The organism is Sorangium sp. So ce426 (assembly GCF_051475585.1).
GTDB lineage: Bacteria > Myxococcota_A > Polyangia > Polyangiales > Polyangiaceae > Sorangium > Sorangium cellulosum_B.
The window spans coordinates 724,528-749,030 of sequence record NZ_CP150341.1 but is presented as its reverse complement, the minus strand read 5'-3'; the positions used below and the strand labels follow the sequence as shown (position 1 = coordinate 749,030).

The following is a 24,503-nucleotide window of genomic DNA, read 5'->3' as shown; positions in this document are numbered from 1 at the left end:
CGTCGATCAGCGCTCGGACGACGGATCGCCGCCTTCGCGCCAGCGCTCGACGAGCTCCGGGAGGACGGTCGAGGCCATCTGGAGCAGGTGCGCCATGTGGTGCTCGGGCGTGTTGCCCCGGAACCCGCGGACATGGAGCTCGCCCACGCTCGCCTCGGTGGTCGGGATCATCTGCTTCTCGAGCTTCTTCGAGACGGCGCCCTCGGCCGCGCGCAGCCGCAGGTGCGGGGGCGCGTCCGACGCGGGCGACCGCTCGACGTGGCGCCCCGCCGCGGCGTCGAGCAGGTAGCTGGCCGTGGCGGTGGAGCTGGCGTACGTGATCGGGTCGATCTCCGAGTGCGTGATGGTGAACAGCAGCTCCTCCGAGGCGGCGCGCTGCGCGGCGCGCGCGAACGAGGCGAGCTGCAGCCGGTTGAGCCCGCTCGGCTGCTCCGGGACGAAGCCGCAGTGGATGCCGTCGGTGACGAGGATCGCGTCGAGGGGCTCGGCGCCGCGGCGGAGCTCCAGGATCTTGGCGACAGCGCCGTAGCCCGCGCTCCACGAGGAGAGGGCGACCCGGCGGAGCCGCGGGGTCGGCAGCCCGCGCTGCGCGAGCGCCCGGTCGATGTCCGCGAGCAGGCTCTCGTAGACGCCCGGCGTCGCGTAGAAGTCCTCGTACGCGCCCGAGCCGATGCCGAGGTTGATGACGGCGACCGCGGCGTTCAGCCCGGCGACCTCGGCGCTCTCGCGGACGAGCTGGGTGTTGCCGTGGAAGTGCAGCAGGAGATCGTAGCTCGACCCCGTGGGCCTGAACGTGTCGGGCGTGAAGAGCACGCCGCCGCGGATCGACGCGTACCCCTCGTGCTTGATCGCGGGCGGCGGCGGCGTCGCCGGCGCGGGCGGCGGCGCCGGCGGCTGCAGGCGCGCGAGCCCCTCCGGCGCGACGGCCGCGCTCGCCCCGGCGTCCTCGCGCGAGGAGCGCAGCGCGAGCAGCGAAGCGCGGTTGACGGGGGTCATGGCGCGGAAGGCCTCGGCGGAGGTGATCGGCATCCGCGCGGCGATCCCGCGCGCGGCGGCGACGACGACGACGATCACGGTGGCCGCGGCCAGGACGAACGCCCCGAGGGCGCGCCACACGCGCGCGCGGCGCTCGCCCGGCGAGGGCGCGGACCAGGAGCCGTACGGCCCGGCCCCGGCCATGGGGAAGGGCGGCGGCGTCCCCTGCGGCGCTGGCGGGGCGAAACCGGGAAGGAACGCTTGCTCCTCCGGCGCGGGGGCCATGCCGAGGGGGGGCAGATCGAGGGGAAGACCGTGATCCGCGCGACCCTGGACCACGGTGACGGGCGGCGGCGTGGGCGTCGGCGACAGGTCCGCAGGCGACCCGTCAGCGCGCACGTTTCCCTTCATGTCGATACCCCTCCCTTACAACGGGGATGTAGCGCCCAGCCCTGGCTCGCGAGGCGCTGCGTCGGTTCCGTGAGCGCGCCGCATGGCGGCAGCGCGCTGCGTTTCTGCTCCTGCCGTGAGCCTGGAAGGCGTCGCGGCAGGCGGAGCATCGACCAGTACGGTCTCGAGCTCAAGCGGCAACCGTTCCGTACGCGCATATTTAAGCGTGGCCGTAATACCCTGACCCCTGCTGGAACACGCGCGGGTGAGCCTGTCGGGCCGCAAAGCGAGGGAGCGGGTGGGGTGTGCCCGGGGCTGCGCAGGTGCGCGCGAGCGGGGACGTGAGCACGCCGGCGACGAAACGCGCACTTGCGCCCCTGTCCGGCACCCACCAAGGTGCTCGGCGCTTGCTCTCCCGCGAGGTCCGCTTCCTGCTCGCAGCGACGCTGCTCCATGCCGCCATCCCGCTGCTCGCGCGGATCGCGGGCGCCCCGGGGCCTTTGCTCGAGGCCCGCTCGAGCGGCGCGCGCCGCGAGGTGGAGATCGAGATAGAGCCCGTCGCGCCGCGCGAGGCGGAGCAGGACGAGGCGCGCCCGCCCCCGCCGCGCGCGCCGGACGAGGCACGGCCGCGCGAGGCGGAGCCGGTCCTCGGCCGGACGGCGCGCCGCGAGCGGCGGCCGCTCGATCCAGCGGCGCCGCAGGCGCCGACGGAGGCGCCGGTCGAGCCGCGGGAGGGTCCCGTGGCGCCTCCGGCCCCGGCGCCATCGAGCGAGTACGACGGGCCGCCGACCGCCGAGGGGCCGCGCGGGGTCGCCGGCCTCGGGGGGGCGCCTGTGTGGCAGCTGCCCGGCGTTCTGCCGGATCGCGCGCCGCCGGCGCCGGCGCCGACCGCGCCGGCCGCGCCGCGCGAGGTGTCGGCGGACCGGGCCGGCGAGCTGCTGCGCGAGGCGATGCGCGATCGGGACAAGACGCTGGGGCTGGATCTGCCGGCCGCCGGCACGGTCGCGTCCGTCGTGGCGGACGCGGTGCGCAGCGCCGAGACGCCCGCGACGGCGCGCGCGGTGTTCGAGGTGCACCTGAGCGGCGCCGGCGCGGTGCTCGGGGTGCGCGCGCTGTCGTCGACGGCCGGAGCGGCGGCGCTCTGGGCGCGGGTGGCGCGCGAGGCGGCGGCGCAGCTCGCCGGGCGCGTGCTCGCGATGACCGCCGCGTTCGCCAAGGGGGCGAAGGTCTACGTCACGGTGAGCTCGTCGGTGCAGATGCCGAGCGGCGCCACGTCGGGCGGGATCCACCACCAGGGCGCGGGCTTCGGGTTCGACGTCGCCGACATCGGGGCCCGGCCCCGCCGCCTCGTCCAGTCGAGCTTCCGCGTCGAGGCGATCGACTGAGGCGATCGCGGAGGCGGAGGCGCGCGACGCGCGCGAGCTCGGGCGATCAGCGGCCCCGGCGCGCCGTCCAGCGCCTGGTGCGCGCGGCGCTCGCGGCGAGCCCGATCCAGAGCAGCCCGAGCAGGCTCAGCGCCGCCGGGACGCCGGTGAGCCAGACGAGCGCTGGCAGCGGCGGGCGCGTCGGACAGGGGCGGCGCGTGTCGAAGCGGCAGGCGTGATGCCGATCGAGCTCCTCCGCGGCGGCGCGGACCTCGGGGACGTCGTCTGGCAGACCCCGCAGGGCCGCGGAGGCCATCATGTACGCCGCGGAGGCGGCGCGATCGTACGCCGGGTCGGCCGGCACGCGGTCGCGCACGAGCTCGCTCAGCCGGGCGGCGCGCTGCGCCGGCGCCTGCTCGGCCAGCGCTCCGGCGAGGTGCCGCGCGAGCGCCTCGTCGAGCTGCAAGGCGCAGGCGACGGCGCGATCTTCCCCAGGCGTGAGGTAGACCGTCTCGCCCGACGCCGTCTGGCGCGGCTCCGTGCCGGACACCGCGACCGGCTTGCGCAGCGCCACCCGCGCCCCGCGGACGCAGCTCGGGACCCTCGGGAGGGCGCGCAGGTGCACCGCGGCGTGGCGCTGGTACGCGACGCCGGCGATCGCGCCGAGCGAGAGCGCCAGCGCGAGGAGCGCGGCGACCCGGCGCGCGCCGGCGCGCTCTCCGGCGCCGGCGCGCGCAGGCGGCGCGGCGCGCTCCTCGCCGGTCTCCGGCGCGGGAGCCGGCTCGCCGGAGGGCTCTCGGGACGACATGGCCGGCGGTATGGACAGCCGCGACGACGCTGTCAATGCGCCGTCACGAGGGGGGCTCCGCGCCGGCGAGGCGCGCCACCTGCGCCCACGCGCGGGCCGCCTCCTCGTGCCCTGTCGCGGCCGCGAGCTGCGCCAGGAACTGCGCGCACGCCTGCTCGCCGTGGGTATCCTCGGCCTCGCGGGCGCGCGCGAGGGCGCTCAGCGCCTCGAGGAGCGCGCCCTCCGTGCGGCCCGCGGCGGCCAGCGCGACGCCGTACGCGAGCAGCGCCCGGGCCCGCTGCGAGGGCGACGCGTCGCCCTCCGCGGCGATCCGGAAGCGCCGGAGCGCCTCCTCCTTCGCGCCGCGCCCGAGCGAGATCAGGCCGGTCATGCGCTCCGCCAGATCGAGGTGCTCGCCGGTGCGGCGGAGCTCGCCCACGAGCCGCTCGAGCGTGCGGAGGTCGCCCTGGACGAGCGCCTGCTTGGCCAGCTCGGCGAGGCGGACCGCGATGTCGTTCATCGACAGCACGGGCGACTCCGTGGTCTTCGCGAGCAGATCGTCGGAGGCGTCGCCGCACGGAAGGCCGGCGTCCGGGGTGGTCGCGTCGGGAAAGTCCTTGGGCTCGTCGTCCGGCTGCGCCGCGGGCGCGCCGGGGCGGGAGCGCTCGCCGACCGGCGCCGGCGCCGCGCGCTGCGGCTCCGGCGCGTCGCCGACCACCTCGATGGGCGTGCGGTGGGTGGGCGGCTGGCTCGACGAGCTGTCCGGCGCCCCGTCCCGGTGATCGCTCGCGGTCTCCTGCTCGTCGGCGAACGCGAGCAGCTCCGCGGCCGAGCCCTCGAGCAGCGCGTCGCCGGCCGCGCGCCCGGCGCGCCCGGCGAGATCGGCCGCGGAGCGCCGATCGCCCGCCTTCGCGGCGTGCCACGCCGCGTCGGCGAGGCCGAGCACGCTGGCGTGATCTTCGACGACCCGCGCCGCGGCCAGGTGCCACGCGGCGCGCTCGCCCGGCGGGACGCCCGCGAGCAGGGCGTCGCGCAGCGTGCGCGAGGAGAGCCGCAGCCAGCCAGGCTCCGGCCGCAAGACCCAGCCGGCGCCGAGCAGCGCCGCCTGGACCGCGGCGACCTTCGGGGCGCCGGTGCCGTCGCACAGCGCGTCGATCGCCGCGTCCGACGCGTCCCCGCCGAGGGTCGCGAGCGCGGTGAGCACCGTGCGCTGGCCGATCGCGAGCAGGCGCAGGCGGCCCTCGATCGAGCGGAGCGCGGGGGGCGCGGCCAGCTCGGCGCCGGTCATCGTGCGCGGGGGCCTGCCCCGCCCGGCGCTGCGCCGGCGCGGCCCGACGCTCCTGCCGATCCAGCGCAGCGCGCCGCTCTCCAGCGCCTCGCAGAGGAGCTCGCGCACGGCCAGCGGGAACGCGGGCGCGCGCGCGGCCCAGCGGCGCGCGCCCGCCTCGTCGATGCAGCCGTCGAGGAGGCGGCGGACGAGATCCTGCGCGCCCGGCGGGGAGAGCGGCCCCAGCGCGACCGTCGCGGCGGGGGTGAGCGCGGTGAGCGGCGCGGGGAGCGGGTCCGAGCGCCCGAGCCGGGCGACGGCGCGCGGGCCGCCGCCCGGCGAGAGGGCGAGGGCGATCGCGTCGAGGCTCGCGGCGTCGACCTCGGCGGCGTCGTCGACGGCGACCAGGCCGACGCGGGCGTCGGACGGGGCGAGCCACGCGGCGAGCACCTCGGCGGCGATCCTCGGCTCGACGCCCTCGCCGGCGAGGAGCCGGGCGAGCGCGGGCTTCAGCCGATCCGGGAGCGCCGGCGCGCGGGCGCGGCTCTTCTCGGCGCGGAGCGCCGCGCGCGCGAGGGCGCGCCGGAGCGCGCCGAACGGCTCGCGCGAGGCCCCGATCGGCGCGACGAAGAGGCTCCGGGACGGCGCGAGCAGCCTCTCCAGCTCGAGGAGCAGCCGCGTGCCGCCGGCGCCGGGCTCGGCCCGGACGATCGCGAGCGAGCCGGGGGGCACGGCGAGCTCGGCGAGCTCGGCGTCGCGGCCGATGAGCGGCGGCTTGCACAGGCGCGCCACGCTCTCGGCGACCTGCCTGCGCAGCGGCTGCTGCGCGTCGAGGCGGAGGCCGCGCACCCGGCGCGCGCCGTCGACGCCGCGGTGGGCGCCGAGGGTCATGAGCTCGCCCGAGATCACGGCGGCGAGCGCGGGATCGAGGAGCACGTCGCCGGGGAGCGCGACGCGGGCGAGCATGACGGCGACGAGCAGCGGCTGCCCCCAGGAGAGCGCGGTGAAGCGCCCCGCCTCGCCGACGTAGGTCATCTCGCCCTGCGCGATGCCGACCGCGAAGCGCGCGTCGGGGTGCACCGCCGCGTCCTCCGCGGCGAGCGCGGCGAGCAGCACGGCCTCCTCGACGTCGTCGGGGGTGAACTCGAACGAGAACGTCTGCGCGCTCCAGGCGCACAGGGTGGCGCCGAGCGCCTCGGCGCGCTTCTTCAGCGCGAGCGCCCGCGCGAGGTAGCTCTCCTCGCCGCGGGCGGCGCCGCCCGCGGCGCGCGCCGCGCCCCTCTGGCGCGACGGCGGCGCGGGCGCCCGCGGCGCGCCGCGGCGTCCGGGCCACGGCGCGACCGCGTCCGTGCTGTCTGGCTGCGAGAGGGCCGCAGTACCTCGAAAGGACACGACGATGCGCTCCGGCATTGCCGCGAGTGTAGCGGGGCGCGGAGGGCGCGTGGGCGGTTCTCGGCGCGCGCCGCGGTACGATGGATCCTCGATGCGACCGCCTCCCCCGCGCGCCGTGAGGCCGGGATCTCGCCCGGCGCGCGCCGTCGCGCTCGCCGCGCTCGCCGCCGTGCCGCGCGCCGTCGCGCTCGCCGCCGTGCCGCGCGCCGTCGCGCTCGCCGCGCTCGCCGCCGTGGCGCTCCCCTCCCCCGCGGCGGCGAACGGCGTCTTTCCCTCGGCGGACCAGCTCGTGTTCGACCCGGCGGATCCAGCGCGCGCCGTCGCCCGGATGACGTACGGCCTGCTGGCCACGCGAGACGGGGGCGCGAGCTGGCGCTGGATCTGCGAGCGCGCGGTCGGGTACGACGACACGGCCGGCCAGTCCCCGCCCATCGCGGCGGTGGCGGGCGGCCGGGTGCTCGCCGCGCTGGCCGACGGGATCGCGGTCGGCGCCGAGGGCGGCTGCGCCTGGGCGCGCGCCGCCGAGCTCGCTGGGCGGGAGGTGATCGATCTCTCGGTCCGGCAGGGCGATCCCTCGCACGTCGTCGCGGTGGCCGCGGGGACCAGGCACGGCCTCTGGGCGTCGCGCGACGGCGGCGCGAGCTGGACCAGCGCGGGGGCGCCGCTCCCGGCGGGCTTTGTGGCCCGGACGGTCGACGTCGCGCCGTCGGATCCGCGGCGGGTCTACGTGAGCGGCCTCGCGAGCGAGGGCGGCTCCGTCAAGGGGGTGCTCGCGCGCTCGGCCGACGGCGGGGAGACGTGGCAGACCGCGGCGGTGCCGGGGAGCACGACGTCGCGCGAGCCGTACATCGCGGGGGTCGATCCGCGCGACGCCGACGTGCTGTACGTGCGGATCGCGAGCGCGCCGGGGCGCGTGTTCGTCTCGACGGACGGCGGGGCGGCGTTCGCGCCCGTGTTCACGACCGAGGGCTTCGTGCGCGCGTTCGCGATCTCGCCGGACGGCGCGACGGTGGCGGTGGGCAGCGACGTCGACGGCGTCTTCCGCGCGCCCTCGTCGACGCTGGCCTTCGAGCGCGTCTCGAGCGTCGCGCCGCGCTGCTTCGCCTGGACGGATTCGGGCCTGTACGCGTGCGCGAGCGAGTTCCTGGACGGCTTCACGATCGGCCGCTCGCTCGACGGCGGCGCGACGTTCGAGCCGCTGCTCCAGCAGGGGTGCATTCGTGGTCCTCTGGAGTGCGCGGCGAGCACCGCGGTCGGAGCGGCCTGCCCGGCGGACTGGCCGAGGATCGCGCGGATGACGGGCCACCGGGACTGCACGCCGGACGCCGGTTCACCCGCGGCCGGCAGCGGCACGAGCGCCGTCGCGACGGGCGCGACGGGCGCGACCGGCGCGACCGGCGCGACCGGCGGCGGCGCCGCGGCGGCGAGCGGCGGGGGCCAGGCGAGCGCCGCGGGTGCGGGCGGAGCGCCCGATGCATCAAGCGGCGGGGCGCCGCCTTCCGGCGGGGCACGGCAGGGCGAGGCGGGCTGCGGCTGTCGTACCGGCGGCGCGGAGGAGGGCCGGGCCGCCGTTGCCGCAGCGTGCCTGGCGGCGGCCGCGGCGGCGCGGCGGAGGTCGCGGAGGTCGCGACGCGCTGGCGTCATCGCACGAGGGGTACTTGGCTGAGCCAGGACCAAAACGGACGGCCTCGGAGACCGCTCCTGAGAGGTCGCGACCGGCCGGCGCCCCCTCGCGAGGGGGAACGAGTCGATCCGGAACCGAACTCGACCCCCCGCGAGGCAGCTCCGACAGGTCGCCACGTCCCGGCGCCCCCTCGCGAGGGGGGGACGAGTCGATCCGGAACCGAAATCGGCCCCCCGCGAGGCAGCTCCGACAGGTCGCCACATGCCGGCGCCCCCTGGCGAGGGGAGAGAAAGTCGATCCAGAACGGAAATCGACCGCCTGCGAGGCCGCTCCCGGCAGGTGACGTGTCAGGGAGCGATGACGATCCGCTGCGCGGCCGTCGCGATGTCGCCGTTCGGGTCCTCCAGGGTGATCTCGACGTCGAGCGCTTGCCCCCGGACGGATTCGACCGGCAGGCCTCGATCCACCCGAAAGCGGATGCCGTAGATCTCGCAGCGGCCTTCCCCGGCTCGGCGCAGCGCGACCAGCGCGGTGAACGGGACCAGCTCGAACGCGAGCTCGGGGAAGTGGCCCCCTACCGTCAGTCGCAAGCCCATCTGCCGGAGGCCGGCCACGCGCAGCGCGAGCCACACGTGGTGCCCCCCTTGAAGGCCCGCCTCGATCGGCAGCACCTCGCCCTCCTCCAGAGGCGCAAACGCGCTCTCCCCCTGCCCCATCACGATCTCTGGGTCGCCCGAGGAGCGCGTCTTGCACGCGTCGCTCGCCGAGGCGATCCACGTCGGATCGTGGTCATCGAGCCCGGACGGGTCGACGAAGGGATCGACGCACATCCCCGCCGCGCACGTCGCGCCGGCCGCGCAGGCGACCCCGGAGCACGCCGCGTCGAGCGAGACGGGCAGGAGCAGCCTTCGCCCGCCGGCCGCGCGGGTCGCGACCGTCCGCTTCACGACGGGCGCCGCCTCGCCGTCGCGGAACGCCGCGACGGACAGCTCGACCTTGGCGCCGTCCTGCGCCGGCGCGATCTCGATCTCCGCCGGGAGCGACAGACCGCTGCTGCCATACGAGAGGCGCTCGGCGCGCGTGATGACGCCATCCACCTTCGTTGTGCTCTCGATCGCGTCGATCTCGAAGCCGATCGCCATGTCCGTCGTGAGGCCGACCACCACGAGCGCGTCGGCGCCCTCGCCCCCGCAGCCCGGGGAGCCGAGGGCGAGCAGCGCGAGCAGCACGTGAGGGGTCGGCCGCACGATCACCCGGAGCCGATCAGCGCGGCGTGTGCGATGAACGCTTGCGGCGCCGCGCGAGCCAGCCTGCGGCGGCCGCGAGCGCGGCGAACGGCGCGGCGAGGGAGGCCTTGCTCGCGGGCCTGAAGGCGCACATGCCGGCGGCGAGGTTCCCGTCGATGCCATCTGGACCGATGGTGACCTCCGCCTCGGCCTTCACGCTGATGCCCTGCGCGAGCAGCGCGTTCACGCACGCGGGGATCTGCGAGCCGGAGAGGATGTACTTCCCACCGCAGAAGAGCGCGCCGTCGCCGCTGCAGGAAGCATCGCAGTTCGCGCGAAACTCGTGCTCGCAGTCCTCGAACTCCTCGTTCTGGCAGGTGGTCTGGCAGTCCATGTTGGCGTCGGCCGTGCACGAGCCCCCGCAGCACTCGATGCAGTGCTGGTAGCAGTCGCCATCCACCGTGACGCACTGGGCGTCGCACTCGCTGTCGCAGTTCGCGTCCCACGTGGCGGCGCACTGGGCGGAATCGGGGGCGCCAGCGCACTCGGCGTCCCGCGTGGTCGTGCACTCGACGAAGCAGTTGTGGGAGCAGATGACGTTGATGTTGTTATCGCAGTCCGACTTGCACTGCGTGGTGCAGCTGTCCGTGCAGGTCGCCTCCGCCGAGAGGGTGCACTCCGTCTTGCAGACCGGCACGAGCTTCGTGGCGCACGCGGTCTTGTAGATCCCGAGCTCGCTGCAGCCCGCGGTGCACTCGCCCGTGACGCGCACTTCGCAGTTCGACAGGCCCTCGAAACGAATATTGCCGCACTCCGGGACACCCGCGCTCGCCGGGAGAGCGGCCGTGAGACAGACGGTGATGCTCGCCAACCCGAACCACATGGATCTTCGCATAGGTGCACTCTCCTCCTCGACGGCCACGAAAGTTCGATCCTACACAAGGCGTTCGCCGCGAGGAAGCGACATCGCCGCGGCGCAGGTTTGCGGCGCACGGGGTGCGTTGTTGTGTACGCGGACACGCGTGCACGCGTGCACACGGAGCGCATGTGACGACGTGGAGACGTCGAAACGCGTGTTGAGGGGAATCGACTTGAATGGGGGGTGACGGGCGCGGCGCGCTGGTGTCAGCCGGCGCGCGTCGCCGTCACCTGGCGCGCCGCGCGCGGGGCTCAATCGGCGGGCCAGGGGTTCGGCGGATCCGCCGGCACGTAGGGCTGCACGTTCGCCTCCGCCGTGATGAGGTTCTCGATGAACAGATCGACGTAGCGCAGGTCGTCCTCGACGTCGGGGTCCGGATGATCCGCGAGCCACGCCTCGACGTTCGGCCGCAGCGCCTCGAGCGTGCGCCGCGCGGTGCGGGGGTCGGCGTCCGCCGCGAGCTGGGCGGCGAGCTTGAAGCCGGCGAAGAGGTTCAACATCACGAAGCCCTTCTCGACGGTGTCGCCGGAGAAATAGCCGGCCTCGGGCGGCGCGTCGGGCGCGCTCGGCGCCTCGATGTCGACCTCCTGCGCGTGCGCCTCGCCCGTCAGCGGGTGCCGCCACGACAGCGCGAGGCTGCCCACGGCGCGCGGGTCCTCGACGCCTCGCTGGTCGGGCTTCGGCACGAGCTCGAGCAGGATGGCGCCTCCGCCGCCGCGCCGGCCGGAGCCGACGGGCTCCGCGGCGCTCGTCCGGCCGGCGAGGAAGAGGCTCGGGATGTGCACGGCGCCGCCGCGCTCGCCGCCCTGCCAGCCGTTCGTGCCGTACGCGCCGCGCACGACGTAACCGTCGCCCACGGCGACGTCGAGCTCCACGTCGAGCGCCAGGGGCACGAGGAACGTCTTCACCTCCTCGGCGAAGACCTCCTCCACCGCCTTCGGGTCCTCGAGGAAGTAGAAGTTGCCCGCGCCGACCTCGCTGATCCCGCGCATGGCGTCGACGTCGAACTCGGCCCCGACGCCGATGGCCGTGAGGCCGATCCCCTTCTCCGCGTACCCGGCCGCGAGCGACACGAGCCGCTGAGGCGAGGTGAGCCCGGCCGTGGCCACGCCGTCGGACAGGAAGATCACGCGGTTCTGCCAGGCCGGATCGAGGTGCCGCTCGGCGAGCGCATACGCGGTGAAGAGCCCCTCGTACAGGTTGGTCGACCCCCGCGCTGTCAGGCCCTCGAACGCCTCCGTGAGCGCCTCCCTGTCCGAGCCCTCCGCCTGCTCGAGGACGAGCTCGGCCGTGTCCGAGTAGCGGACGAGCGAGATCCGGTCGGTCGGCTCGAGGGCGTCGATCATCTCGACGAGCCCCGCCCTGACGTAGGCGATCGGGTCGCCTTGCATCGAGCCGCTCGTGTCGACGGCGATGACGAGGTGCAGCGGCGGCCGCTCGAGCGCGCCGAGGTCCACGGGCGAGTTCATCCCGATCTGGATGAGCGTGCAGGGCGAGCCGCTGATCATGTTGCCCATGATCCCGAGCAGCCCGTGCATGCACACGTCCTCGCCGCAGGTCGCGGCCGGGTAATCGAGCTTGTGCTCCGCGAAGAAGCCGACGTCGTCGAGCGTGTCCGGCCCGGGGATCTCGCCGTCCTCGAGGATCTGCCGGAACAGGCCGAAGTCCTGCGCGCCGCCCTGGGAGACGCCCGCGCTGCCCGGGGACGGGGACCCGGGGGGGCCCGGGGTGACGGCGATGCCGCCGGATTCGCCGTCCGAGGACGCGCAGCCGGCCGCGCCGAGCGCGGCGGCGGCGCCGAGCGCGAGGACATCGTGCATTCGGATCTTCATGGCGTGACCTCCTACGGCGCCGCGGTGGCGGCGACCAAGACCGACTCGAGCAGGCGGGGTTGATCGACGGGGACGGTGAAGCACTCCGCGTCGCGCACCGGCATGTCGTCGGCGCGCACGAGGAAGAGCGCGCCGGCGCCCTCGGCGAGCGCCGCGCTCTCGCCGGGGCGCAGCGAGACGACCCCGGAGACGCCGTCGCCGAGCAGCGACGCCTCGAGCGGCTCGACGAGGCTGCCGCACGCGTCGTGGTACCCGCCGCAGGCCGCGAGCGGCGAGAGATCGGCCGAGAAATGGGCGCCTGGCTGCCGGCCGACCATCGACCAGCGGGCGAGCACGTTGCCGCGCAGCGCGAGCACCGCGTGCGTCTCGCTCTCGATGTGGAGGCCGCGCGCGAGCGCCAGCTGGTCCTGCAGGAGCTCGGGGTACCTGCCGCCGTCGACCGCGACGGCGCTCACATGGAGGACGTCGCCCTCGCTGAACGGGATCGCCTCGGCAGGGGCGCAGAGGAAGAAGGTCTCGCCGCGATCGAGCGTGAGGGCGTGGCACCCGTCCGGCGACGACGTCACGCCGGCGAGGACCCCTGCTCTGGAGACGGGCACGGTCCAGTCGAGCCCGCTCCCCCCGGCCGAGGCGCCGCATGCGCCCGCGGGAGCCGGCGTCTCGATGGGCGGCGCCGGGAAGATCGCCGGGTGATCGGCGAGCTCGAGCCTGGCCCCGGCGCGCTGCAGCGTGATCATCCGATCCGCCCGCGGGCTCTCCGTCGATGTGACGAGCTCCTGCTCCGGAAACTCCGCAGCGGACCACGCGAGGAGCGTGAGCGGCAGCCCGTCGGCGTCGATCAGGGTTGCATCGCACCCCGCGTTGCCCAGCGGGAGCGCGCGGCCGGGCGCGATGAGCCAGGTCTCGGCGTTCGCGAACAGATCGCGCGAGAGGGCGCGCGTCGGGTCGTCGAGCAGGACGCCGCAGTCGACCCGCACCGACTCCCGCAGGCGCCGAACGCGGATGAGCTGCTCGGCCTCCGTCGCGTTGCCGATCACGAGCGACGCGAGCTCCTGCGGCTGCGGCGGCGCGCACCCCTCGACGTCGCCGCACGTGATCGGCTGCTCTTTGCTCGTGGCCACGCAGGCCAGGCTGCCCGCCATCAGCGCCAGGCGGTGGGCGACCGGGCGCGCGGGAGCCGGCCGCCCCATCGCCTCGCCGAGCACGCGGTACGAGATGAGGAGCACCGGCAGCGCGACGAGGTCCGTCGGGTCGACGGTGATCCGCCACGGGAGCGGCGTGAGCGCCATGAGCGCCTCGACCGCGCGCGCGGCCTCCGGAACGAGCTTGATGGCGGAAAAGCCCGCGCCGATGGCGGCGTGCGCGCCGAGGAACCCGCGGCGCGAGGTCACGCGGAGCAGCGAGGCGAGGACCGCCGGCGCGACAAGGAGCCCCGCGAAGTCGCTGAGCTTCCCGGTCAACCACCCGGGGAGCACACCAGAGCCCTTGAGGGCGTGATCGTTGAGGACGAGGAGCGCCAGGGCTCCTAACCATAAGGGGTGAAGGAGCGTTCGAGTGGAGCGCAGATCTCGAGCCATCGGGAGCTGTCCTTCCGTGCGATCAGAGGCCATCACGGGCGGCCGAGCAAGCGAGCGAGGCGCTCGTCGAGGTCCGGCCCCAAGCAAGCGCCGTACCCGGAACAAACAAGCATGAATTCAACGAATTACACAGCAACGCGGCCGCGCGTCCCTGACGCCGGTGTCAGGCGCCAGGGCTGCGGCGGGCCATGGTTCCGATCTGCGCCCTGCGTCAGGGCCTGAGGACGACCTTGACGCAGTCGTCGCGCTTCTTGTTGAAGATCTCGTAGCCGTGCGGGGCGCGGGCGAGCGGCAGGCGGTGGGTGATGATGTCGTCCGCCCGGAGGTGGCCGTCCTCGATGTGCTTGAGGATCCGGTCGACGTAGTTGTGCGCCGGCGCCTGGCCGGCGCGGAGCCTCAGGCCCTTGTCGAAGAGCTGGCCCAGCGGGAAGTTGTCATAGGACACGCCGTAGACCCCAACGACGGGCACGACCCCGCCCCGGCGCACGGCGCTCATGGCGAGCCGGAGGGCCGATATCGTCCCCACCTGGCCGTGAAGGGCGCTGGAGGCCTTCTCGAGCACGCCGCGGTGCGCCTCCATCCCGACCGCGTCGACGCACACGTCCGCGCCGCGCCCGCCCGTCATCGCGCGGATCGCCTCGACGGCGTCGACCTTGTCGACGTTGACGGTCTCGGCCTTGGCGATCTCGCGGGCCGTGTTCAGGCGGTACTCTTCCCGATCGACGCCGATGACGCGCGCCGCGCCGCGGAGCCAGGCGCACTTCATGGTCGCGAGGCCGACAGGCCCGCATCCGAACACGGCGACCGTCTCTCCCCCCTTGAGCTCGGCCCACTCGATCGCCGTCCACCCGGTGGGGAGGATGTCGGTCGTGAAGAGGACCTGCTCGTCGGTGAGGCGCTCAGGCACCCTCCGTGGCCCGAAGTCGGCGTAAGGGACGCGCACGTACTCGGCCTGACCCCCGTTGTAACCGCCGTAGAGGTCCGTGTAGCCGAAGAGGGCGCCGCCCTTGCCCTCGAGCGTGCCGCCCTCGGGGCCGTAGTGCTTCGGATTGGAGCTCTCGCAATGGCCGGGCAGCTCCGCCTGACAGAAGAAGCAACGCCCGCACGCGATGGGGAACGGGACGACGACCCTGTCGCCCTTCCGCAGCTTCGTGACCTGCGGGCCGATCTCCTCGACGACGCCCATGAACTCATGGCCGAGCACCATGGGCTTCGCCTGGGGGAAGAAGCCGTTGTAGATGTGCAGATCCGAGCCGCAGATCGCGGTCGCGGTGACGCGCACGATGACGTCGGTGGGCTCTTCGATCCGGGGATCCGGGACGTCCTCGACGCGGACGTCCGAAGGTTTGTGGAAAACCAGGGCCTTCACGGTGCCTCCTTTCGGGTGACACATCGGTACGGGCGCTCGGCGGCTCTACCGGCCGGGCCGGCGCACGACAGCTGAACCACAGCGCTGGCTCGCATAAAGCGAGCCACGGAGCAGCGGCGCGCCTGCTGACGGGGCCCTGTCGGCCACGACGAACGCGAGTGGGGTGCCCTGCCCCACCGCGTGGCGGTCTGTCTCGACGCCGCGGAGCGACGCGGAGCGACGCGGAACGACGCGGAGCGACGCGGAACGACGCGGAACGACGCGGAACGACGCGGAACGACGCGGAACGACGACGGACCGGGCGCGGCCGGCGCCCCTGCCGAGCGCGGGCCGCCGCTCCTCCGCGACCCCGCTGGCACCCCCGCCCGCGCCGAGGTCTACTGCTCTCCGATGCTCCCCTCGTCCCCCGAGCCGCTCCTCGGCGCGAGCTTCGTCCGCGAGCTCGAGGTGCTCCAGCGGCGGCTCGAGATCCGCGCCCGCTCCGGCGGCGCCGGCGAGCACCTCGCGCGGCGCCGCGGCGGCTCGGCCGAGTTCAAGGAGCACCGGGCGTACGCGCCCGGCGACGACATGCGGCGGATCGACTGGGCCGCGTACGCCCGCACCGGGGAGCCGGTGCTCAAGCTGTTCCGCGCCGAGGAGGACGTCATCGCCCGCATCGTGTGCGACGCGTCGGCGTCCCTCGACTTCGGGGAGCCCACGAAGCTCGACGCGGCCCGCCGGCTCGCGGCCGCGATCGGGTACATGTCGCTCGCGCGCTCCGAGCGCGCGCAGCTCTTCGTGGCGGGCGACGGCATCGCCCGCGAGCACGCGCCGGTGCGCGGGCGCGCGGGGCTCGCCGCGCTCCTCCGCGCCCTCGACGGCGTGAGGGCCTCCGGCGGGACGCACCTCGCGCGCGCCATCGACGCCGTCGTGCGGCAGAGCGCGCGGCCGGGCCTGCTCTGCGTCGTCTCCGACTTCTTCGACCCCGGCCCGGTCACCGCCGCGCTCGGGCGCGCGGCGCAGGCCGGCCACGACGTCGCGGCCCTCCAGGTCGTCGCCGCCGACGAGCTCGAGCCGAGCTTCGAGGGCGACCTGACGCTCGAGGACGCCGAGACGGGGGCGCTCGTCGACGTGACCCTGGACGCCGCGGCCCTCGCCGCGTACGCGGCCCGCTTCGCCGGCCTGTGCGAGGCGCTGCGCGCGTTCGCCCGCCGCCATGGCGCGACGTACGTGCGAGCGCGGAGCGACGAGCCGCTCGAGGGCGCCGTCCGCCGCTTCGTCTCGAGGAGCGTCGACTGACGTGGCCGCCCCGCTCGCACAGGCCTCCGCGGGCGCCCCGCTCGCGCTGCTCTCGCCCGGCGGCCTGTGGCTGCTCGCGCTGCTCGGCCCGCTCGTCCTGCTCTACATCCTCAAGATCAAGCGGAGCCGCCGGCGCGTCCCCTCGACGTGGCTCTGGGCCGCCGCGCAGCGCGACCTCATGGCGCGCGCGCCGTTCAGGAAGCTCATCGCCCAGCTGCCGCTCGTGCTGCAGGCGCTCGCGCTCGCCCTCCTCGCGCTCGCCCTCGCCCGCCCCGCCTCGCGCGGGCGCGAGCTCACCGGCGATCATGTGGCGATCGTCATCGACACGAGCGCCTCGATGTCCGCGGCCGCTCGAGGGCCGGCCGGCGAGGCGACGACGCGCGTCGAGCTCGCGAAGCAGCTCGCCAGGGACCTCCTCTCCGGCCTCGCCCCGGGCAGCGACGCGCTGATCGTCGAGGCGGGGCGCGACGCGCGCCTCGTCGCGGCGCTCGATCGCGATCGGGTCCGGCTCAAGGCGGCGATCGACCCCATCGCGGCGCGCGACGTCGAGGGGGACCTCGAGGCCGCGGTGGCGCTCGGGATCGACCGGCTCCGCCAGCTCGGCGGCGCCCGCCGGGTCGTCGCGATCACCGACGGCAACCTCGCCCGCCGCGCCTCGCTGCGCGGCGCGTCGCTGCCGGTGGAGGTCATCACGGTCGGTGATCCGGTCGACAACGCCGCCATCGTCCGCGTCGACGTGCGCTCCGGGAGCGCGGTGGTCGGCGCGAGCGGCGCGAGCGGCGCGGACGGCGAGCGTTCGGAGCAGCGCGAGGAGGTGCAGGCCTTCCTCGTTGTCGCGAACTTCGGGGCGCAGCCGCGCGACGTGTACGTGACGATGCGGCAGGACAACGCGTCGGACGTGCTCGGCTCGCGGCGCGTGCTGGTCAAGCCGGGCGAGCGCCTCCCTGTCGTGCTCACGTTCCGCCCGTCGCCCGGCGACTACCGCAAGGGGCTCGTCTTCGAGCTCTCGCCGCGCGACGCGATGCCGCTCGACGACGTCGCCTACGGGCGTGTGCCGGCCGGCGACAAGCTCCCTGTGTTCCTCGCGTCGGCCGGCAACGGCCAGGGCGGCGACGCCCAGGGCGCGCAGCCGGGGGCGCCCTCCGGCGGCTCCGTCTGGCTCGAGCGGGCGCTCGCGTCCGATCCGATGACCTCGGTGATCTCGGGCGCGCTCGCGGATCTGCTCGGGAAGCCCGGGCTCGATCCCGACACGTTCGTGGTGATCGACGGCGCGTGCCCGCCCGATCCTCCGGGGGGCGATCTGCTGATCGTGAACCCGCCGCCCGGGCGCTGCGCCGGCACGCTCGTGGGGCAGACGCTCGAGCGCCCCACGCTCACGTCGTGGGACACGGCGGATCCGCGGCTGCGCTTCCTGACGCTGGACGGCGTGAACCTCCGCGTGGCCTCGTCCCTCAAGCCGGAGGCGGCGACGCAGGAGCTGATCCGCGCCCAGGAGGGCACGATCGCGACCGACATCTCCACCGCCTCGCGGACCGGCACGCTGCTCGGCTTCGACGTGGGTGAGAGCGACTGGCCGCTCAAGGCGTCGTTCGTGCTCTTCGTGCGCAACCTGCTCGAGCAGGCGCGCGCCCACCGCGCCCACGGCATCACAGGCCCCGCGCGCACCGGCGAGCCGCTGCGCGTGAGCGTCCCCGCGACCGCGCGGGACCTCCAGGCCATGGGCCCCGCGGGCGAGCGGCTCGAGGTCGCGCAGCGCGCCGGCGTCGCGGTGATCGCGGAGACGCCCCGCGCGGGCTTCTACCGCCTCGCCTGGCGGGGACCGCAGGCCGGGTCCGTCGTCGTGCCGGCGAACCTCACGAGCGTCGCCGAGAGCGACCTCACGCCGAGGCCGCTCCTCGCGGAGGGAGGCGGCGAGGTCGCCGTCTCCAGCGCGGCGGGACAGCCGGACGCCCACGTCGAGTGGACCTGGCTGCTGGCGCTCGCGGCGCTCGGCCTGGTGGTCGCCGACGTCTGGTATTTCACGCGCGTGCCGAGGCCGCTGCGAGGCCATGACAGGCCTGCAGCCTAGCGCTGCGGCGGGAAAGCGCCGAGGATCGGCGGAAAGACCGCCACGGCGCCAGGGCCGCGCCGCGAGGAGCCAGAGGCCCTACCCGGCCATCTCGGCGGATAGGGTCCTCGTCTCGATATCGACCCACAGCTGGAAACTCCCGGTCTCAAGCTCCTTCGCGTAGAAGATCTTCGGGTAAAGCTGACCCTTGAGCCTCACGCCTCGCTTGCAGCTCGCCACGATCGCCGCCCTGGTCGCGGCGAACAACCTGGCCACACGGCTCTTCTTCGCCACCGGGCGGATCGTGACCTGCTCGAGATCCTGACCGCGCTGGCGCGCACCGGCGAACTCGAGCAGATTTGCGGCCTCACGGTCGATGAAGCCCCAGTCCTGCTCGCTGGCGGGCGCCCTCCGCGACGCCAGGTACACCAGCTGATAGCCGCCTCTCAGGTACTCGTGCGCCGCGAGAGGGCTCGCTTCGACGACGGAGAGCCTCGCGCCGCCATGCGCGCCCTCGAAGCGCTGGAGCACGAGGTGCGCCTTGTGAGAACGAGCGATGTCGGTGATCGTCTCGAAGAGCACCACCGTCGGAATGAACGCCTCTATCGTGGGCATGCGCCGCCTCCGGGGGGTGAACGCGTCGTCCCTCTCCGAGATCTACATGATACACCCCCACTGGCAACGAACCACACTCTGCCCTGGGCAACCACCCACACAGCGGTCCCGCGGGGCTCCCCCTCGGCCGGACTCTCGTATCCCCGGCTCTCAAGGTTCCTGGTAATCTCGATGAGCTTGGCTCCTGTCCTTTTCTGCCGGCGGGTGTCACCCGCTGGCGGCGCATCCCCCGGAGGCCCCATGGTTACCCAGCGCTGCCCGTGCCGTTCCGATCGCGGGTTCCCCACCGGACCTCGACACCCGCCCCCTTCGCCGGGGGCCGCGCGCACCGGCCTGGGTGAATGGGCGCTCGGCAGCGTCGCGTTGCTCCTCGCGCTGCTCGCGACGGCCTGCGCCGGGGGCGAGCTCGGGGATGGCGCGAGCGGCCCCGGCGGCGGTGCGGGCAGCACGGGCGGCACGCGCAACCCGATCTGCGAGGTGGGCACGAGCACCGGCGAGGTGCAGGCGCCGGAGCACCGGATGGTCCTGCCCGGGCAGACGAGCTGGTACGCGTCGCCGGTGGTGATGGACCTCGACGGCGACGGTCGGAACGAGCTCATCGCCGCTTACTATGCGCTCTTCGTCTTCGACTCGAACGGGAAGGAGATCGATCGCGCCGAGGCCGGGGAGGACCGGGTTTACGCGCCGCACGTGGTCGCCGACCTCGAGGGCGACGGGGCGATCGACATCGTGTATGGCAACGGTCATCAGGTCTTCGCATTCGAATGGCAGGGCGGGCTCGCGCTGAAGGCCGGGTGGCCGGCGGACACCACGACGGCCGGCAACGCCCCCGAGGTGCGCGGGCTCGCCGCGGCGGATCTCGACGGCGACGGCACCATCGAGGTGGTGGCGACGACGACGCAGACCGCGAGCACCGAGGACGGCGGCGCGCAGATCTTCGTCTTCAGCGCGGATGGGTCGCTCTATCGGCCCGCATCCGCGGGCGCCGGCTTCGCGGCCTGGCCTCGGTACAACAACCAGAGCGGCCCGGGGAACGACGCCGATCGCAACGGCATGGGGCACTCCGGGTTCGGGTGTTATGGGCTCAACGTCGGCATCGGTGACATCGACGATGACCCGGAGCTCGAGATCCTGGCCACCTACGACAACCACCACGTCCAGGCGTTCAACCACGACGGCGTGGCGATCGACGCCGCGCCATATTTCAAGAATCGCGACGACGCGTTCGCCGACAAGCCGCTGACCTGGGGCCAGTTCATCCGCTGGGCGGACCCGAAGGTGGAGGGCGACCACTACCATCTCCATACCGGGACATGGCCGCACCCGAGCTCCGCCGAGTGGCTGCAGTGGACCGCGTCGCCGCCGAACGTGGTCGATCTCGACGGGGACGGGCGGAACGAGGTCGTCGGGGTACCGAACGTCGAGATGCACGAGCCTTACGAGACGCAGGCATATGCGGTGATGGTGCTCGAGGGGGCGCACGGCGACGGAAACCGATCGGCGATGCGCAAGCCCGGGTGGGAGACGCTCCCGCGCGGCGAGAGGCCGCTCGAGATCGACGGTTATTACCCGCCGAGCGGCGTGCCCTCGCCGACGACGGTGAACCTCCAGGGGGACGCGCGGCCCGAGATCATCGTCCCGATGAACGACGGGTATCTCTATGCGTTCGGCCCCGACGCGTCGCTCCTGTGGCGATACAACTACATGCACGGCAAATCGATCATGTTCGCGACCGAGGCCACCGTGGCCGACCTGAACCAGGACGGCTCACCCGAGGTCCTGCTGGCGACCTACGGCGCTCCGGACGTGCTCGACTCGGGCAACCTCGTGATCCTCGGCGCGAACGGCGCGGTCCTGCACGACGTGCCCCTGCCGAACCCCGGCAGCAATGGAAACGGCAACGGCGCGCCCGCCGCGCCGGCGGTGGGTGATCTCGACGGAGACGGCCAGCTCGAGGTCTTCGTGCAGACCTTCGAGCACGGGATGGATGTCTTCACGATCCCGGGCTCGGCGGCCAATTGCATGCTCTGGCCCACCTCGCGAGGTGGCCCGCTGCGCACGGGCCAGCCCTCGCGGTGACCCTCGCTCGCATGACGGACGGGAGGCCGTGAACGGCGCGCTGGCTCGCGGCGGCCCGGGCGGAGCGAGCCAGGGCGGTCGCCGCGCCCTCCGAGGCTGGGGCACCCGAGCAGGCTCGGTACCACCGAGCGAACGCTAGCCCACCTTCCACGGATCGATGCCGCACCCCCGCGCGGCGCCCTATGCGCTTCAGCCGGGTGACGGCTCGTCCGCGGGCAGGCTCTGAAGCCAGGTGACCGCCTCGTCCCAGCGGAAGGCGCGCCTCGGCTCGGCTTCGCGGAGCCGCTGCCATTCCTCGCCCTCGTCGTGGGTGATGATGCGCGACGCGGGGTCGTCCTCGACGGCGAGGGCGATGAGCCAGTCCGTGGTCATCGGCATCTTTCCAGGGATGACTTTGAAATCGGCGTTCAGCTCGCCGCCGAGGGTACGCTTCTTCGCCAGCTCCCAATCGCGGTCCGTCGGATACCGCTGACACAAGCTGTCGGCCCATCGGGCGGCGGTCGGATGATCAAGGTGGATGTCGATGATCTGGATGCCAAACTGGCGGAGGAGGCCATCGAAGCGGACCTCCGAGAATCTGGCGCCCTTGCTCACACGCATCTGGCGACGCCTTTCAAGGTAGACCTGCGCATGGATTACAACCTCGACCCTTTTGCTCCCAGCGAGAATGCAGAGCTTTTCGATGTCGATGACGCTACGCGCCGCGTTGGTGTCAATCCAGAGCCGCACGTCAGGCATCCTTGGAGGACTCATCGCCAAGACCGAACTGCTCGTCGAGCTCTGACGCGGTCCATGCCTCCCAGCGGCCCTCCGGTCGGGAACGCAGGAACCACAGGTATCCGCCGCTCTGCAGCCCGAGATCGCCGCGCATCTCCGCGGGGATCTGCGTGTAGCCCTCGGGTGTCACCCAGTGCTGCTTGGCGCCGCTCTTGCTCGCGCGATCTTGAAGTTCGCGGTCCGAGCGCGAAGGCTGCCGCGTGACGAGCGTCTCCCCCTCGGGAGAGCGGCTGAACCGGAGCACCTCGGGGCCGTCGAAGACCTGGACGTGGCTCTCGAGGAAGATCTGATCGACGATCCCGCGTTGCACCTGCTCGCGCAGGATGTCGCGGACGAGCTCCTGGTTCTCGGGATGCAAGCTCATCTCCGGCTCCTCGATGGCAACAAGGCCGGCGCGGGACGTCAGCACGGCCGCGACGAGAGCGACCACCTGCTGCTCGCCCGAGCTGAGCTCGGAGAGCCGTAGGATCTGCTTGCCCCGGACCTCGAAGCGCAGATCGGTGACCTCCCCGCCAGCCACGGGGGCGCGGAGCACGGAGATCTCTCGATCCGACAGGGTCTTGAACCGATGGATGAGCTCCACGAAGACGCGCCAGCGCTCCGTCTCTTCCGGATCGAGCGAGGTCGCGAGCGCGAGGAGGCGCTCGGCCGTGGTGGCGGACAGGGTGCTGCCCCCCTCGTCGCGCGCCCCCCCCTCACCGATGGCCCGGAAGTCTCGACGGCGAGCGTCCAGCAGGAAGAACGGCTTGCTCCCGGGGCCGAGCGGCGCCTCAATGGCGTTCTTCAGCGGCGAAATCTCGTCACGTTGCGCCGCATTCTTCAGCGGCCCTCGCAGCGCTCTCCAGCTGTTCGCTGAGCCGGGTACCGCCCTCGCCAGCCGGAGGAGGACGTCGTTGCCCGAAGGGGTCAGTGTGATGCGGAGGGCGCCCAGCCGAGCATCGTCGAAGTGAACTGCGATCCGCTGAGGATCGCGAACACCGGGAGGCCAGCTCCGGTGGCTCATCGACAGGCCGAAATAGCTGTTGCTGAAGCCCCACTGCAGCTTCAAAGCACCGTCCTGGGAGACCATCGCATCAGGGCTCACGACCGAGCTCAGCCAGAACGAGGCGGCCCGAAAGAACAGATCAATCGCCGCGAGCGCATTCGATTTTCCGGCCCCGTTGGCCCCGTGAAGCACGGGCATCGCGTCCACCGCGCCGCCAGAGCTCAGGTCGATCTCCGTGGGCCCTCGGAACGTCCGGAAATTTTCGATCACGAGCCGCGAGATGAGCAGCGATGGGGTGGCGCGGGCGTTCACCCGCCAGAGCAGAGCAATACGCGGACCCAAAGGTCAAGCTTGCGCCCCGCCGTGCTTCGACCCGCCCTCAGCGCGCTCACCCCGCCCCTCGGCTCGGACCGCTCAGCGGCTCGTCCCCACCCTCAAGGGCAGGCCGTCTGCTCGCCCTGAGGCCGGCCCCGGTAGACCCGGTGCGCCCGGCGGCGCGACGACCACCGGCGGCTCGGCCGGCTCCGTTCCCCCACCCACCAGGAGACGCGCGGCGCCGCGCCATGGCCCGCAGGTACACAGGGATCCTCGCAAGGAAGCCACTCCCCCTGGAGCGACACGCCGCGCGCGTCCTCCCGGACGCCCCGCGCCCTCAGCCACGCGGCGAGCGCCTCGCCGAGCTCGCGCATGCTCGACCAGCGCGAGGACGGCTCCTTCCGCAGCCCGCGCTCCACGATCGCCCAGAGATCCGCGTCGAGGCCGCACGTGTCGACGAGCGACGGCACCGCGTCCTGCAGCACCGCCCGCAGGCCGTCCAGCGCGTTCCTTGACGAGAACGGGGGCCGGCCCGACAGGAGCTCGTACAGCATCGCGCAGAGCGACCAGATATCGGCGCGGCGATCGATGTCAGGGACGGCGAGGACCTGCTCCGGCGGCATGTAGTCGGGGGTGCCGAAGACCTCGAAGCTCGCCGACGCCTGGCTCGCCTCGCGCTCGGAGACGATCTTCGCGACGCCGAAATCGACGATCTTCGGCTGGAGCCGGCCGCCGCCGCGGCGCACCAGCATCACGTTGTCCGGCTTGAGGTCGCGGTGGACGACCCCCTTCTCGTGCACCGCGTGCATCGCGCCCGCGACCGGGAGGAGCAGCGCGATCGCACGCTCCGGCGTCATCGCCGCCTCGCGCGCGAGCGCGCTCCTCAGCGACTCTCCCTCGATGAGCTCCATCACCAGGTACGGGTCCCCCGCCGCGGTCTCGCCGAGGTCGAAGATCCGGACGACCTCCGCGTGGTTCAGCCGGCCCGCGGCGCGCGCCTCGCGGACGAAATACTCCGCGAGCTCCGGCGACCGGAGCTCGGGCCGCATCAGCTTGATCGCGACCTCCGACCCGAGCGCCACGTGCGTCGCGATCCAGACCGTGCCCATCGCCCCCTCGCCGATCCTGCGGACCAGGCGGTACTTCCCCGCGACGAGATCCCCCTCCTGGTGGTGCGCGCCGCGCGCGGGCTCACCGAACTTCTCATCGAGATCCCATGTGCCGCCGTCCGTGCCGCTCCAGGTGTCCGTGCTCTCGATGCGCGACATGATGTCTCCTGCCCCGGCTGCGCGGCCTCGCCGCGCCCATGGCCGCTCTTGACGGCTCTTGTCCGCTCTTGTCCGCTCTTGTCCCCGCTTGTCCCCGCTAAAGCAGACGGCGTGCCATCCCTGACAAACATGGAAAGCTGCTCCATGGAAAGGCGCTCCGATGCGCCGGAGCGCCCCATGAAACCCGCTCGATACCGACAGAGGCGCCCCACGGCGTCGCCGATGGGGCACTCGGCCACACCCGCCGAAGCGGCGTCCCCGGGCCGCCGCAAAGATGATTTACTGCGGCTCCCCCGCATGCGGACCGAACGGAGGCCTCCCTGATCCCGGCGGCCGCGCTGCGCGCCCTCCCCTACGCCGCCACGCTCGCCGGCGCGCTCGTCTTCGCGGCGCTGCTGCGCCTCGCCCTCCGGCGCG

The 24,503-nt window shown here is 73.8% G+C and carries 17 protein-coding genes; 5 read left to right on the top strand and 12 right to left on the bottom strand.

The features are described 5' to 3' along the window. Nucleotides 1–6 precede the first annotated feature (6 nt). Nucleotides 7–1,386, bottom strand: coding sequence for a hypothetical protein (locus WMF44_RS02810; RefSeq protein WP_437297564.1), 1,380 nt, complete (start codon nt 1,384–1,386; stop codon nt 7–9). Between the two features lie 386 nt (nt 1,387–1,772). On the opposite strand from WMF44_RS02810, the gene WMF44_RS02805 reads away from it, so the two are divergent. After that, entirely contained in the window at nt 1,773–2,750 is a 978-nt protein-coding gene (locus WMF44_RS02805; RefSeq protein ID WP_437297563.1) for a hypothetical protein, read from the top strand. A 46-nt stretch (nt 2,751–2,796) separates the two neighbouring features. On the opposite strand, the gene WMF44_RS02800 is transcribed toward WMF44_RS02805, so the two are convergent. Together WMF44_RS02800 and WMF44_RS02795 are read right to left on the bottom strand one after the other, a co-directional pair. Then, the gene (locus WMF44_RS02800) at nt 2,797–3,537 is read right to left on the bottom strand and encodes a hypothetical protein (protein ID WP_437297562.1); all 741 of its coding nucleotides are present in this window, start codon (nt 3,535–3,537) and stop codon (nt 2,797–2,799) included. A 43-nt stretch (nt 3,538–3,580) separates the two neighbouring features. Then, complete coding sequence (locus tag WMF44_RS02795; protein ID WP_437297561.1) at nt 3,581–6,193, bottom strand: hypothetical protein; 2,613 nt, start codon at nt 6,191–6,193, stop codon at nt 3,581–3,583. 73 nt (nt 6,194–6,266) lie between these two features. On the opposite strand from WMF44_RS02795, the gene WMF44_RS02790 reads away from it, so the two are divergent. Continuing rightward, entirely contained in the window at nt 6,267–7,841 is a 1,575-nt protein-coding gene (locus WMF44_RS02790; protein ID WP_437297560.1) for a WD40/YVTN/BNR-like repeat-containing protein, read from the top strand. A gap of 305 nt (nt 7,842–8,146) precedes the next feature. Here the strand turns inward: WMF44_RS02790 and WMF44_RS02785 are convergent, their stop codons facing one another. The 5 genes from WMF44_RS02785 to WMF44_RS02765 form a co-directional block, all read right to left on the bottom strand. Then, nucleotides 8,147–9,046, bottom strand: coding sequence for a hypothetical protein (locus WMF44_RS02785; protein WP_437297559.1), 900 nt, complete (start codon nt 9,044–9,046; stop codon nt 8,147–8,149). Between the two features lie 16 nt (nt 9,047–9,062). Beyond that, nucleotides 9,063–9,920: a hypothetical protein gene (locus WMF44_RS02780; protein WP_437297558.1), complete on the bottom strand. Its 858-nt coding sequence runs from the start codon at nt 9,918–9,920 to the stop codon at nt 9,063–9,065. Between the two features lie 275 nt (nt 9,921–10,195). Next, a complete protein-coding gene (locus WMF44_RS02775; protein ID WP_437297557.1) occupies nt 10,196–11,776 on the bottom strand; it encodes a vWA domain-containing protein in 1,581 nt (526 codons plus the stop codon). 11 nt (nt 11,777–11,787) lie between these two features. Further along, complete coding sequence (locus WMF44_RS02770; protein WP_437297556.1) at nt 11,788–13,236, bottom strand: twin-arginine translocation signal domain-containing protein; 1,449 nt, start codon at nt 13,234–13,236, stop codon at nt 11,788–11,790. Nucleotides 13,237–13,564: 328 nt separating this feature from the next. After that, nucleotides 13,565–14,722 (bottom strand): zinc-dependent alcohol dehydrogenase, encoded by a 1,158-nt coding sequence (locus WMF44_RS02765; protein WP_437297555.1) that lies wholly within the window; start codon nt 14,720–14,722, stop codon nt 13,565–13,567. Nucleotides 14,723–15,112: 390 nt separating this feature from the next. Here WMF44_RS02765 and WMF44_RS02760 point away from each other — a divergent pair, with 390 nt between their 5' ends. Both WMF44_RS02760 and WMF44_RS02755 read left to right on the top strand, forming a co-directional pair. Next, entirely contained in the window at nt 15,113–16,000 is an 888-nt protein-coding gene (locus WMF44_RS02760; RefSeq protein WP_437297554.1) for a DUF58 domain-containing protein, read from the top strand. Between the two features lies 1 nt (nt 16,001). Continuing rightward, the gene (locus tag WMF44_RS02755) at nt 16,002–18,068 is read left to right on the top strand and encodes a vWA domain-containing protein (RefSeq protein WP_437297553.1); all 2,067 of its coding nucleotides are present in this window, start codon (nt 16,002–16,004) and stop codon (nt 18,066–18,068) included. A 78-nt stretch (nt 18,069–18,146) separates the two neighbouring features. On the opposite strand, the gene WMF44_RS02750 is transcribed toward WMF44_RS02755, so the two are convergent. Beyond that, the gene (locus tag WMF44_RS02750; RefSeq protein ID WP_437297552.1) at nt 18,147–18,662 is read right to left on the bottom strand and encodes a hypothetical protein; all 516 of its coding nucleotides are present in this window, start codon (nt 18,660–18,662) and stop codon (nt 18,147–18,149) included. Between the two features lie 240 nt (nt 18,663–18,902). Here WMF44_RS02750 and WMF44_RS02745 point away from each other — a divergent pair, with 240 nt between their 5' ends. After that, nucleotides 18,903–20,741: an FG-GAP repeat domain-containing protein gene (locus WMF44_RS02745; RefSeq protein WP_437297551.1), complete on the top strand. Its 1,839-nt coding sequence runs from the start codon at nt 18,903–18,905 to the stop codon at nt 20,739–20,741. A 189-nt stretch (nt 20,742–20,930) separates the two neighbouring features. On the opposite strand, the gene WMF44_RS02740 is transcribed toward WMF44_RS02745, so the two are convergent. From WMF44_RS02740 to WMF44_RS02730, 3 genes are all read right to left on the bottom strand, one after another. Further along, the gene (locus WMF44_RS02740; protein WP_437297550.1) at nt 20,931–21,470 is read right to left on the bottom strand and encodes a hypothetical protein; all 540 of its coding nucleotides are present in this window, start codon (nt 21,468–21,470) and stop codon (nt 20,931–20,933) included. 1 nt (nt 21,471) lies between these two features. Continuing rightward, on the bottom strand, nt 21,472–22,815 hold the full coding sequence (locus tag WMF44_RS02735; protein ID WP_437297549.1) for an AAA family ATPase: 1,344 nt from the start codon (nt 22,813–22,815) through the stop codon (nt 21,472–21,474). A 122-nt stretch (nt 22,816–22,937) separates the two neighbouring features. Further along, nucleotides 22,938–24,086 carry a serine/threonine-protein kinase gene (locus WMF44_RS02730; RefSeq protein ID WP_437297548.1) on the bottom strand — a complete coding sequence of 383 codons (1,149 nt, stop codon included), beginning with the start codon at nt 24,084–24,086 and terminating at the stop codon, nt 22,938–22,940. Nucleotides 24,087–24,503: the final 417 nt, after the last annotated feature.

Excerpts from the sequence above, each read along its gene's own strand:
- WMF44_RS02810 (WP_437297564.1), bottom strand. The coding sequence starts at position 1,386 with ATGAAGGGAAACGTGCGCGCTGACGGGTCGCCTGCGGACCTGTCGCCG.
- WMF44_RS02800 (WP_437297562.1), bottom strand. The coding sequence starts at position 3,537 with ATGTCGTCCCGAGAGCCCTCCGGCGAGCCGGCTCCCGCGCCGGAGACC.
- WMF44_RS02795 (WP_437297561.1), bottom strand. The coding sequence starts at position 6,193 with ATGCCGGAGCGCATCGTCGTGTCCTTTCGAGGTACTGCGGCCCTCTCG.
- WMF44_RS02790 (WP_437297560.1), top strand. The coding sequence starts at position 6,267 with ATGCGACCGCCTCCCCCGCGCGCCGTGAGGCCGGGATCTCGCCCGGCG.
- WMF44_RS02780 (WP_437297558.1), bottom strand. The coding sequence starts at position 9,920 with ATGCGAAGATCCATGTGGTTCGGGTTGGCGAGCATCACCGTCTGTCTC.
- WMF44_RS02775 (WP_437297557.1), bottom strand. The coding sequence starts at position 11,776 with ATGAAGATCCGAATGCACGATGTCCTCGCGCTCGGCGCCGCCGCCGCG.
- WMF44_RS02760 (WP_437297554.1), top strand. The coding sequence starts at position 15,113 with ATGCTCCCCTCGTCCCCCGAGCCGCTCCTCGGCGCGAGCTTCGTCCGC.
- WMF44_RS02750 (WP_437297552.1), bottom strand. The coding sequence starts at position 18,662 with ATGCCCACGATAGAGGCGTTCATTCCGACGGTGGTGCTCTTCGAGACG.
- WMF44_RS02745 (WP_437297551.1), top strand. The coding sequence starts at position 18,903 with ATGGTTACCCAGCGCTGCCCGTGCCGTTCCGATCGCGGGTTCCCCACC.
- WMF44_RS02730 (WP_437297548.1), bottom strand. The coding sequence starts at position 24,086 with ATGTCGCGCATCGAGAGCACGGACACCTGGAGCGGCACGGACGGCGGC.